At 69.9% G+C, this 11,283-nt stretch carries 11 protein-coding genes; 5 read left to right on the plus strand and 6 right to left on the minus strand.

Annotation, left to right across the window (positions count from 1 at the left end):
* Positions 1–106 precede the first annotated feature (106 nt).
* Both VEC04_RS07125 and VEC04_RS07130 read right to left on the minus strand, forming a co-directional pair.
* Positions 107–880, minus strand: a complete 774-nt coding sequence (locus VEC04_RS07125) for a pseudouridine synthase (RefSeq protein WP_324775274.1) — start codon at positions 878–880, stop codon at positions 107–109.
* A 172-nt stretch (positions 881–1,052) separates the two neighbouring features.
* Positions 1,053–1,691 carry a DUF938 domain-containing protein gene (locus VEC04_RS07130; protein ID WP_324775276.1) on the minus strand — a complete coding sequence of 213 codons (639 nt, stop codon included), beginning with the start codon at positions 1,689–1,691 and terminating at the stop codon, positions 1,053–1,055.
* 203 nt (positions 1,692–1,894) lie between these two features.
* On the opposite strand from VEC04_RS07130, the gene VEC04_RS07135 reads away from it, so the two are divergent.
* Both VEC04_RS07135 and VEC04_RS07140 read left to right on the plus strand, forming a co-directional pair.
* Complete coding sequence (locus VEC04_RS07135) at positions 1,895–3,742, plus strand: phosphoenolpyruvate carboxykinase (GTP) (RefSeq protein WP_324775278.1); 1,848 nt, start codon at positions 1,895–1,897, stop codon at positions 3,740–3,742.
* A gap of 101 nt (positions 3,743–3,843) precedes the next feature.
* A complete protein-coding gene (locus VEC04_RS07140; protein ID WP_324775280.1) occupies positions 3,844–4,854 on the plus strand; it encodes an FAD-dependent oxidoreductase in 1,011 nt (336 codons plus the stop codon).
* On the opposite strand, the gene VEC04_RS07145 is transcribed toward VEC04_RS07140, so the two are convergent.
* A complete protein-coding gene (locus tag VEC04_RS07145) occupies positions 4,855–5,589 on the minus strand; it encodes a TonB family protein (RefSeq protein WP_324775282.1) in 735 nt (244 codons plus the stop codon).
* Positions 5,590–5,784: 195 nt separating this feature from the next.
* Between VEC04_RS07145 and VEC04_RS07150 the strand changes: the two genes are divergently transcribed.
* Both VEC04_RS07150 and VEC04_RS07155 read left to right on the plus strand, forming a co-directional pair.
* Positions 5,785–6,582 (plus strand): transglycosylase SLT domain-containing protein, encoded by a 798-nt coding sequence (locus VEC04_RS07150; protein WP_324775295.1) that lies wholly within the window; start codon positions 5,785–5,787, stop codon positions 6,580–6,582.
* A gap of 82 nt (positions 6,583–6,664) precedes the next feature.
* Positions 6,665–7,810 (plus strand): DUF2336 domain-containing protein, encoded by a 1,146-nt coding sequence (locus VEC04_RS07155; protein ID WP_324775284.1) that lies wholly within the window; start codon positions 6,665–6,667, stop codon positions 7,808–7,810.
* Between the two features lie 59 nt (positions 7,811–7,869).
* Here VEC04_RS07155 and VEC04_RS07160 read toward each other — a convergent pair whose 3' ends face one another.
* The 3 genes from VEC04_RS07160 to VEC04_RS07170 all read right to left on the minus strand — a co-directional run bounded on the left by VEC04_RS07160 (position 7,870) and on the right by VEC04_RS07170 (position 10,341).
* Positions 7,870–8,346: an Hpt domain-containing protein gene (locus VEC04_RS07160; protein WP_324775286.1), complete on the minus strand. Its 477-nt coding sequence runs from the start codon at positions 8,344–8,346 to the stop codon at positions 7,870–7,872.
* A gap of 66 nt (positions 8,347–8,412) precedes the next feature.
* Positions 8,413–9,189, minus strand: coding sequence for an NAD kinase (locus tag VEC04_RS07165; RefSeq protein ID WP_324775288.1), 777 nt, complete (start codon positions 9,187–9,189; stop codon positions 8,413–8,415).
* A 33-nt stretch (positions 9,190–9,222) separates the two neighbouring features.
* Positions 9,223–10,341 (minus strand): DUF2336 domain-containing protein, encoded by a 1,119-nt coding sequence (locus VEC04_RS07170; protein ID WP_324775291.1) that lies wholly within the window; start codon positions 10,339–10,341, stop codon positions 9,223–9,225.
* 354 nt (positions 10,342–10,695) lie between these two features.
* Here VEC04_RS07170 and VEC04_RS07175 point away from each other — a divergent pair.
* On the plus strand, positions 10,696–11,283 hold a 588-nt coding region (locus VEC04_RS07175), incomplete at its 3' end, for a class II aldolase/adducin family protein (RefSeq protein WP_324775293.1).

Raw genomic sequence — 11,283 nt, forward strand, 5'->3', positions numbered from 1 at the left:
TCTTTGACAACCGAATCCAGAACAGTCTCGAACCGACGCTTTGCCGACTCTGCCGACTCTGCCACACCGAATTTCGGTCATGCCGACTCTGCCGACTCTGCCACACCTAATTTTTGGAGTCGGCGCCCCCGACCAGCGCCGCCCGCTCGTTCGCTGTCAGCATCCGCCACCTGCCTTCCGGCAGGTTGTCCAGCTTCAGCGGACCGATGCGCACCCGGATCAGGTCCGTGACCTCCAGATCGACCATCTCGCACATCCGCCGGATCTGCCGGTTGCGGCCCTCGCGCAGGACGAATTTCAGCCGGTGCGACTCCATCCGGCTGACGTAGGCGGGCCTCAATTGCCGCCCGTCCAGCATCAGGCCGTGGCGCAGGATCCTGAGCTTCTTCTCGGTGATGTCGCCGGTCACCCGGACCAGATACTCCTTGTCCAGATCGGACTCAGGGCCGATCACCGCCTTGGCGACGACTCCGTCCGACGACAGCAGCAGCAGGCCGCGCGAATCCTCGTCCAGCCGCCCGATCGGGGGCAGGGAGGCGTCCTCGGCCGGGACCGGGCCTTCGCCGACGCGGTTGGCCTCCGTCAGCAGCCTCACCGCCGGGACCTTGCCCGGCTCCGGCTGGCCCGAAACGTAGCCGACCGGCTTGTGCATCACGATGGTCACGCCCTCGGCCAGCGCCGCCGTCGCCCGCTCGTTCAGCGTCAGGGTCTGCCCCGGCTGCAGCTTGCGACCAGCGTCGGTGACCACCTCGCCGTCGACCGACACCAGTCCCCCGGCGATCAGGGTGTCGGCCTCGCGCCGCGAGCAGATGCCGGACTGGCCCATGAACTTGTTCAGCCGCACCGGCTCGGCGCCGTCGTAAGTCCTGGACAGGCTCATGCGCCTGCTCCCTCTACCGCCGTCATCCTCGGGCTCGACCCGAGGATCAGACGTCCCGTCGCAGCGTCGGCGAAGGGCAAATGCCGTTCTCGCCGCGGCAAGACTCTCAGGCCACGAGCGGGCGGCGCCTCTGGTCCCCGGATCAAGTCCAAGGATGACGGGAGAAGGGCCGTCATGCGGTCACCCGCCGGAACAGCAGCATCAGATTGTTGGCCGGCATGCCGACCCGCCGGGTCAGGGCCAGCCCCTCGGCCTTCGCCGCCGCCGCGACCTCGTCGCGGTCCCGCAGCCCCCAGTCCGGGTTCCGCGCTCTCAGGCTCCCGTCGAAGGCCGCGTTCGACGGCGCCAGCGGAACCTCGGCCTCGAGATAGGGCCCGTAGGTCGCCAGCAGCCCCCCGACCGGCAGCACCCGCCCCGCCAGCTTCATCAGCCCCTCCGTCGCCGCCCATGGGCTGATGTGAATCATGTTGATGCAGACCACCGCGTTGAACGGCCCTTTCGGCCAGCTCGCCTCGTCCAGCATGTCCAGCGCCAGCGGCGGCCGCAGATTGGGCAGGCCCGCCACCCCCGCCCAGGCCGCGATGCTGGTCCGCGCCTCGGCCGACGGGTCGCTGGGTGTCCACTCCAGCCCCGGCAGGGCGCTCGCGAAGGCCACCGCATGCTCGCCCGACCCGGCGGCGATCTCGAGGACCCGGCCCCGCGCCGGCAAATGGGCTTTCAGCACCTGCAGAATCGGCTCCCGGTTCCGCGCCGCGGCGGGCGAGGCGAGGGCGCCTCCGGGAGCCGTCGTGATGGAATCCATGGTCTGCATGGCGGCTCCGATACCCCGCGCCGCCGCCCGCCGCGACCGGAATTATGCAGCCGGAGCGGCGGCGGCGCCTCGCAAGAGGTTGAAACTTGCAGCGGTTGACCTCGCGTCCGCTTCAATGCCATCTCCGCTGAAACATTGCGTGATCACACGCAGGGAGCGCCACGGCGGCGTCAGATCGCCGGGCCACGTTCAGGAGAGTTCGCGTGACCGCATCCGCCATCCCGGGCCTTCACCCGGCCCCGACCGCCCACGCTGGCCTCGTCGCCTGGGTCGAGCAGATCGCCGCCCTGACCAGGCCCGCCCGCGTCCACTGGTGCGACGGCTCGCAGGCCGAGAAGACGGCCATCGTCGCCGACCTGATCGCGAAGGGCACGCTGAAGGAACTGGATCAGACGAAGCGCCCCGGCTGCTACTACGCCGCGTCGGACCCCAAGGACGTCGCCCGCGTCGAGAGCCGCACCTTCATCTGCCCGGCCAACGAGATCGACGCCGGCCCGACCAACAACTGGGCCGATCCGGTGGAGATGCGGACCCGCCTTAACGGCCTGTTCGACGGCTGCATGTCCGGCCGCACCATGTATGTCGTGCCCTTCTCCATGGGCCCGCTCGGCTCGAAGATTTCGGCCCTCGGCGTCGAGATCACCGACAGCGGCTACGTCGCTGTCTCGATGGGCATCATGACCCGTATGGGCAAGCCGGCGCTGGACGTGCTCGGCTCCGACGGCGTCTTCGTCCCCGCCGTCCACACCCTGGGCGCCCCGCTGGCAGAGGGCCAGGCCGACGTGCCGTGGCCCTGCAACGAGGAGAAGTGGATCGTCCACTTCCCCGAGACGCGCGAGATCTGGTCCTACGGCTCCGGCTACGGCGGCAACGCCCTGCTCGGGAAGAAGTGCTACGCCCTGCGCATCGCCTCGATCATGGCCCGCGACGAGGGCTGGCTGGCCGAGCACATGCTGATCCTCAAGCTGACCGATCCGAAGGGCCGGGCCAAATACGTCGCCGCCGCCTTCCCGTCGGCCTGCGGCAAGACCAACCTGGCCATGCTCCAGCCGACCCTGCCGGGCTGGAAGGCCGAGACGATCGGCGACGACATCGCCTGGATGCGCATCGGCGACGACGGCCGCCTCTACGCCGTCAACCCGGAAGCCGGCTTCTTCGGCGTCGCCCCGGGCACCAGCCGCAACACCAACGGCAACGCGCTTGCGACCCTGGCCACCAACACGGTCTTCACCAACACCGCCCTGACCGCCGACGGCGATGTCTGGTGGGAAGGCCTGACGAAGGAAGCGCCCGAGGGGCTGACCAACTGGAAGGGCCAGCCGCACGACCCGTCGTCGGGCGAGCCCGCCGCCCATCCGAACGCCCGCTTCGCCGCCCCCGCCGGCCAGTGCCCGGCCATCGCGCCCGAGTGGGAAGACCCGAAGGGCGTGCCGATCTCGGCCATCCTGTTCGGCGGCCGCCGCGCCTCCGCCGTGCCGCTGGTCACCGAAGCCTATGACTGGGACCACGGGGTGTTCATGGGCTCATCGGTCGCCTCGGAAGGCACCGCCGCCGCCGAGAACAAGGTGGGCGAGTTGCGCCGCGATCCCTTCGCCATGCTGCCGTTCTGCGGCTACAACATGGGCGACTACTTCGCCCACTGGCTGTCGATGAAAGACCGCACCGACGCCTCGAAGCTGCCCCGCCTCTACTTCGTTAACTGGTTCCGCAAGAACGACGACGGCAAGTTCGTCTGGCCCGGCTTCGGCGACAACGCCCGCGTGCTGAAGTGGATCGCCGAACGGCTCGACGGCGAGGCCGAAGCGGTCGACACGCCCGTCGGCCGGGTTCCGGCTCGCGACTCGCTCGACCTGTCCGGCCTGAACCTCTCCGAGGCCGATCTGGCGACCCTGCTCGACGTCGATGCCGAGGTCTGGGCCGAGGAAGCCGCGCTGATCCCGAACTTCTACCGGATGTTTGGCGACCGTCTGCCGCAGGCTCTGTGGGACCAGCACGCCGCTCTGACCGCGCGGATCGAGGAAACCCGCGCCGCCGCCATCGCCGCCGAGTAGCCGCGCCAGGGCAGCGAGCCATGTCAGCCCCGCGAAGGCGGGGACGCGCGGCGAGCAATAGCGCCTTGCATTCCGGGCCCGGGCGGTCGATCTGATCGCCCGTGGCTTCTTCCCCGGATGTGATCGTCATCGGCGCCGGCGTGCTCGGTCTCTGCACAGCCGCGGAGCTGGCGGGGCGGGGCCATGCGGTGACCGTGGTCGACCCGGGCGGTCCCAACGCCTCCTCGGTCGCCGCCGGCATGCTCGCCCCGGCGTTGGAATCCCTGCTCGAGGACCTGACGCCCGAACAGGCCGGCTTCCTGAAGCGCGCCCGCGACCTGTGGCCCGCCTTCGCCAAAGCACACGGCCTGACCCTGCACCGCGAAGGCGCCGAGTGGCGGGGTCCGGACGCCGCGGCGGCCATTGAGCGCCTGCGCGAACTCGGGTTCGAGGCCAGGGCCACGCGAACAGGCCTGCTCACCCCCGACGACTGGCGCATCGACCCCGGCGCGGCCCTCACCGTCCTGTCCCGCACGCCGGGGCTCAGTACCGTGAGGGCGCGGGTCGCCCGTCTCGCCGGCGACGCCCGACGCTGGCGCGTCGAGGCCGAGGACGGCCGCACCTGGTTCGCCCCGTCGATCGTTCTGGCCACCGGCGCGGCTCCCGCCACGCCCGGCCTGCCGCCGATGGTCGCCGGCCTCGTTGAATCGATCCAGCCGATCCGCGGCCAGCTGACCCAGGTCATGGTCGAGGGACCGGGGCGGGTCGTCCGCGCGCCCGGTGTCTATGTCGCGCCGGTCGCCGGCGGGGTGGTCGTCGGAGCGACCATGGAGCCCGGCCGCCGCGACCTCGATCCCGATCCGGAAGAAGCGCGCATCAAGGTGGCCGCCGGTCTCGCCCTGCTCGGCGTCGAAGGCGAAGCCGGAGCGACCCGGGTCGGCGTCCGGGGCGCGGTCGCCGACGGTCTGCCGCTGGCGGGCGCCTCAGGCCCGCCGGGCCTGTTCCTGGCGCTCGCGCCGCGCCGCAACGGATGGCTGCTCGGTCCGCTGGTCGCCGCGATCGTGGCCGACGGGATCGAGGGCCACCCGGCCATTGCGGACGCCGCGGCCCTCGACCCGCTCAGGTTCGGCTGATCAATCCGCCGGGGGCGGGGTGAAGCGGATGGCGATGTTGACCCGCGACCCCACCGCGGCTCCGTCGACCGTGCGTGGGCTGATCTGGAAATGCCGCGTCAGTCCCTGCGCCGCCCGCCCGAAGCCCTGGTTGCCCGGAGTCTCATTGGTCAGGCGGCAATCCGCGACCCGGCCGTTGGGCTGCACCAGACAGTTCAGCGTCGCCAGACCTCCGATCCCCCTCTCCAGGGCGCGATCGGGATAGGCGCGCATCAGCTGGTCCGCCGAAGGCTGGCGCTCCCAGCGCGGATTGGTGATCACGGCCGGGGGCTGCGGCCTCACGTCGGTCGGCGTCGCGTCCCTGACGGGCTCGGGGACCGGATCGGCGGTGGTGATGGTGTTTCCCTCGGCGACCGTCTCGCCCTGCACCACGTGGACCACTTCGGTGTTGGTCGGCTGCGCGGGGAGTTCGTTGACCCGGGTGTTCGGCGGCACGGGCTGTTCAGGCGCCGGCGCCGGCTCCGGCGGCTTGGGCCTGGGCGGGGGGATCATGGTGATGTCGAACGGGGAAGCGGTCGTCTCGTCCGGCAGAGGCATCTCGAAGCGCTGGTAATACATCAGTGCGCCGAGCCCCACATGGCCGGCGGCCACGACCGCCACGGCGATCCACGTCGTACGGGTGAAGCGGGGGGTCTTGCGCTCATTGTAGTCGAAGGGGCTCACCAGTCCGGGGCCGCCCGCGGTTCTGATCATCATGGCCGTCATCCCTGTCGTTCGCCGCCCCCGCAGCGTCCCACGGTCAAGTTGAGCGCTTCCGTTGGGGCAAGTTTTGGGCGAGCTTCGCCATGAATCCGACATCAGCCCGTGGAGCCTGCGGCAAAGGTTAAGGGTCTGTGGACGGCCCCGGTGTTGTTAGGAATTGATTAACCACGAACCCACAGCCTCGTGGGTATGAACATCGGAGCGATTCCATCCTCTGGCGGGGTCGAGGCGGCGATCCGGCGCGCCTCGAGCGCGACGGGCGTGGACGCCGATTTTCTGATCAAGACGGCGCGGCGCGAGAGCGCAATGAATCCGGCGGCGCGGGCGCGGACATCGTCGGCGGCCGGGCTGTTCCAGTTCATCGAGCAGACCTGGCTGGGGACCGTGAAGGCCCACGGCGCCAAGCACGGCTACGGCCAGTACGCCGACCTCATTCACCGGGGCTCCGACGGGCGCTGGCGGGTCGACGGCTCGGCGCGCAACGTCGTGCTGGATTTGAGGTTCGATCCGCAGGCCGCCTCTACCATGGCGGCGGAACTGACCGCGTCCAACGCGGCGTATCTGCGCGGGCGGACGGGACGTGAGCCCGGCGCGGGCGACCTGTATGCGGCGCATTTCCTCGGTCCGGCCGGCGCAGCCCAACTGATGGAAGCCGTGGAGCGCTGGCCCGGCATGAGCGCGGCCGCGATCTTCCCCCAGGCGGCCTCCGCCAACCGTTCGATCTTCTACCGCGACGGCCGGCCCGCCACGATCGCGGAGGTGCACGCCAATCTTCAGCGCCATGCGGGGGAGGGCGCGCCGGCCGCCGCAGCCGGCTCCACGCCCGCCGCGCCGTCACTCTCGGAGCGCGACCAGATGCTGGCCGCCCGGCTGGACCGGTTGAAGCAAGACCAAAGCCTGCTCGCGCTACTGCTGGGACAGGACGGCGACGGCAAGGGCGGCGGTTTCGGCGGGGCCTTCGCGCCGGAAGCCAGTTCGAGCGTCTGATCGCGAATCCGGCGATGGTAAACCGCCCGTTAGGGATGACCGGCCAATGCTGACCGGCAACGCCTGACCCAGAGCGCCCATCATGACTGCCTACCGCGCCCGCCTTACCGAGACCGACATCCACCGCCTGATCAAGGCGAGCGACGACGATGAGCGGGCCGCCGCCGCGCACAAGCTGTGCCGCAGCATGGACAAGGCGGAGCTGACGGAGGAGGAGCGCGAGGCCGCGCAGAAGATTCTGCGGATGCTGGCCCATGATGCGGTTGAGCTTGTGCGCCGCGCCATGGCCGTCACCCTGAAGTCCTCGGATCTGATTCCTCGCGATGTGGCCCGGGCCCTTGCGGCCGACGTCGACAGCGTCGCCCTCCCGTTGATCAACTTCTCGCCCGCCTTCACCGACGAGGACCTGATCGAGATCGTTCAGGCCGGCTCCGCCCTTCGTCAGGTCGCCGTCGCCGGACGGCCGGCCGTCGGTCGTGACGTGGCGACGGCGGTGGCGGAGCTGGGCTGCGAACAGGCCGTGCGGACCCTCGCCGCCAATGACAACGCCGACATCGCCGAGGCGGCGCTGGGACGGTGCGTGGACCGCTTCGGAACCTCGCCCGAGATCGTCGCCGCCATCGCCTACCGCCAGGTCCTGCCGCTGTCGGTGACCGAACGGCTGGTCGAGCTGGCGTCGGACGCGGTGCGCGAGCATCTGGTCACGCGCCACGCCGTGGCGCCGGAGACCGCCATCCGCCTTGCCGCCTTCGCCCGCGAACGGGCCACGGTCGATCTGGTCGATCAGGCCTCGAATCACGCAGATCTGGCGGCCTTCACGGCCGGGCTCAACGCCCGCAAGGCCTTGACCGGCTCGTTGCTGTTGCGGGCCTTGGCCCGAGGCCAGATGGCGCTGTTCGAGTATGGTCTCGCCGAGTTGGCCGGGACTCCGCATCCGCGGGCGTGGCTGATGATTCATGACGCCGGACCGCTGGGGCTGAAGGCCATCTACGACCGCGCCGGACTGCCGCCCCGGCTGTTTCAGGCCTTCCGGGCCGGCGTGGACACCTGGCGGGCGCTGCAGGCCGAGGGCGCGGACACCGCCGGCGACGACTTCCGCCAGCAGATGCTGCAGCGCTTCCTGACCCAGCGTCCGAACGCACCGCGGGAAGACCTCGCCTATCTGATGGAGCGGCTGGACCAGGATCCCATGCCGGCCCGCCCGGCGATCGGCGTAGCCGCCGCGTAAATCCGAAACTGAAAACGCCCGCCGGGAGGCGGGCGTTTCAGACGATCTGATGGATGTTTTCAGCCGAGGTGGTCGGCGACGCCCGCCTCGAGCGACTCGGCCAAGGCCCGGCCGGTCGGATGGTCGTCGGTCTGGATCTGGTCCCGGACCACCGCCTTGATGGCGTCGATGTGGGCGTCGATGAGCACCCGCGGCGCGGCCATCCTCTTGGCCGGGTCATCCATCATCTTGCACAGCGACCCGGCCAGCCGGGTGACCAGCGGATACTGGTAGGTGGCGCCGAGACCCTTCAGGTCGTGGGCGCGGAAATACAGCGCCTCCGCGGTCTGGGCGTTATAGCCCTCGCTGCGGATATCGTTCTGCGCCTTGTCCAGCTTGACGATCTCGTCCTGGAGCCATTGGCCGAACTGCGAGGACATTGCCTTCAGGGCCTCTTCGGCCTTGGCGATCGCGCTGGCGTCGATGCCGCCGAACGCCCCGCCGACCTTGAGGCGCAGGGTGTTGGGCGGGCGGATGACCTGGGCGGAATTGCTCACCGGCGAGCTCCTGAAGACGAACCTCCCACATGATGACAGGACAGACTTAAGAACCGGTGCACGCCGTCAGGAGGCGAACTGCTCCGCCAGCACCCGCTCCTCGAAGGATCGGCCGGCGTCGAAGAGCATGGTGAGGGCGATGTCCCGGCGCTCCCGCACCTCGACCCGACTAACCCGACGCACCTCAAAACTGTCGGCCGTGGCGCTGACCGGGCGCTTGTCGGGCTCGAGGACTTCGAAACAGACCTTGGCCGTGTGGGGCAGCAGGGCGCCGCGCCAGCGCCGGGGGCGGAAGGCGCTGATCGGCGTCAGGGCCAGCACCCGAGCGTCCAGCGGGATGATCGGACCATGGGCCGACAGGTTGTAGGCGGTCGAGCCCGCCGCCGTGGCGACCAGACAGCCGTCGCAGGACAGTTCCTCCAGTCGCACGCGGTCGTCCACGGTGATGCGCAGCTTGGCGCTCTGCCGGGTCTGGCGCAGCAGCGAAACCTCATTGATCGCGAGACCGCTCTGAAGCTCGTCGCCCTCGGCCCAGGCGTCCATCTGCAGCGGGTGGATGACGGCCCGCCCCGCCGTCGCCAGCCGCTCCTGCAAACCCTCTTCATTATAGTCGTTCATCAGGAAGCCGACCGAGCCGCGGTTCATGCCGTAGATCGGCTTGTCCTGGTCGAGGTGCTTGTGCAGGGTCTCCAGCATGAGCCCGTCCCCGCCCAACGCCACCACCACGTCGCACGCCTCGGGCGGGTGGTCGCCGTAGAGGCGGGTCAGGGTTTCGCGCGCGAGCTGGGCTTGCGGCCGGTCGCTGGCCGTGAAGCAGAGGCGCAAGGGGCGATCGGGGCTCATCGACCTAGGTTCGACAGTCGAACCGGCCGCTTGTCAAACGCGAGCCGATGCGCCGCCGGCGATGGCCTGTCGAAAGTGGTCGGCGGCGACACCGACCGGCGTCCCGAACGCGCTGAGGATGGCGCGGCCGGCTTCGCTGCCGTAGGGCCGCCCGGCGTTCAGCTCGCGCACCAGCGACAGCACGGTGGGGAACACCACCCGGTCGATGCCGACCGCGGCGCAGGCCAGAGCCAGCGGTTCGGGCGAGGGGGCGTCGATGGCGGAGCGCACGTCGGTGATCGAAAATCCGCCCAGCGCCGCCAGGGCGTTTTCGAACAGGCTGAGCTTGCGCTCCTTCAGCGCGCGGACGAGGTACCCGGGGCGCAGCTGCCCGGCGGCTTCCAGCTTGGCGATGAGCCTTCGCTCCATCTCCTCGCGCTCGCCGTCGCGGCTGAGCAACACCTGCCGCTCCTCCCCCGACTGGCCGGACTGGGCCGCCCTGACGGCTTCGGCGATGGCTTGGTCGAGGGCGTCGGAGTCGATGCGGAAGCGGTCGGCGATGGCGGTGCGCAGGGCCTGGCCCACCCAGCCGTAGAGCTGCTCGGCCAGTAGTCGCGTCAGCTTCGGGTGGCGGGCCAGCGGCGAGCGCAGGGCGGCGATGCGGCGCGAGCTCTCCACCAGCCGGCGCATGCCGCCCTCGGTGATCTCGGCGGACGGGTTGCCCACCAGGGCGGTGAGCACGGCGGGCTCGGCCCGGTCGATCACGGCGTCGACGACCCGGGCGCTGAGCGCAGGACGCCGGGCCACCTCGATCTGGTGCTCGATGGTCGCCTCGATGAGCAGGCGGATAAGGTCCTGGTCCCGCAGCAGCGGGCTCTTGGCGATGATCGGGCGGGCGATGTCGATCTCGTCCAGCGCCAGCACATTGACCAGCGCCTTGGGCGCCCAGTCGGCCTCGGCGAGGCGCTCGGCCAGCGCCCTGCGGATATCGCGCTCGGCCTCGACGACCAGGGCCATGAAGACGTTGTCGAGCAGGCTCTGGACCTCGGGGCGGCGAGAGTCCGGCGAGCCGTCGCAAAGGTCGGTGACGGCCAGCAGCAGGCGCTCGCGATCGCCGGCCTGGCGGCTGTGCGCGAGGCTGATCAGATCCTGTGCCCGAACCGCGGCGCCCAAGGGTTCTCTCCGTGCCCAATCCCGGATCGACCATCGACTGCGCCGGGTGAAAACAAGCTTAACGAGGAATGAAAGAGGCCCGGTGAGCCGAAGGCGGGACGGAAAAACTCCCGAAAGTTCCTGTGGGACTGCAGGAGATTCGGTGTAACGACCGGATTCTAAATCCGAAACGGTGGCCATGCCGGCTGATTCTCACCGCCGATAAGCCGCCAAATCACCCGAAATCGCCCGAAACGGCCCGGATCCGGCGCGGTTCTGCCGGTATGCCGGTCGGTCAGCGCCGGATTCCGCTCGGCAACTTGACGCCGTTCACTGAGGGCGCGACGGTCCGGTGAACCGCTCGAGGAGGCTGACATGGCCGACGGAACCCTGGTCTCGATGAAGGGCAAGGTCAGCGAGGCCGAATGGCAGGCGCGGGTCGACCTCGCCGCCCTCTATCGCGCCGTGGCGTTGCACGGGTGGGACGACATGATCTTCACCCACCTGTCGGCGCGCGTGCCGGGGCCCGAGCACCACTTCCTGATCAACCCGTACGGCTGGTTCTTCGAGGAGATCACCGCCTCGTCGCTGATCAAGGTCGACCTCGAGGGCAGGGTCGTCCAGGAGACCGCAAACTTCATCAATCCGGCGGGCTTCACCATCCACTCGGCCGTCCACGCCGCGCGCGAGGACGCCCACTTCGTGATGCACCTGCACACCGACCAGGGCGTGGCCGTGTCGGCCCAGAAGGAGGGGCTGCTGCCCCTGTCCCAGCACGCCCTGCTGGTGCTGCCGAGCCTCTCCTACCACGACTACGAGGGCATCGCGCTGAACCTCGACGAGCGCGAGCGCATCGTCGCCGACCTGGGCGACAAGAACCTGATGCTGCTGCGCAACCACGGCACGCTGGCGGTGGGGCCGACTGCGGCGGCGGCGTGGCTGGGCATGTTCTTCCTCGAGCGC

The sequence above is a fragment of the Brevundimonas sp. genome (genome assembly GCF_035626535.1).
Lineage (GTDB): Bacteria > Pseudomonadota > Alphaproteobacteria > Caulobacterales > Caulobacteraceae > Brevundimonas.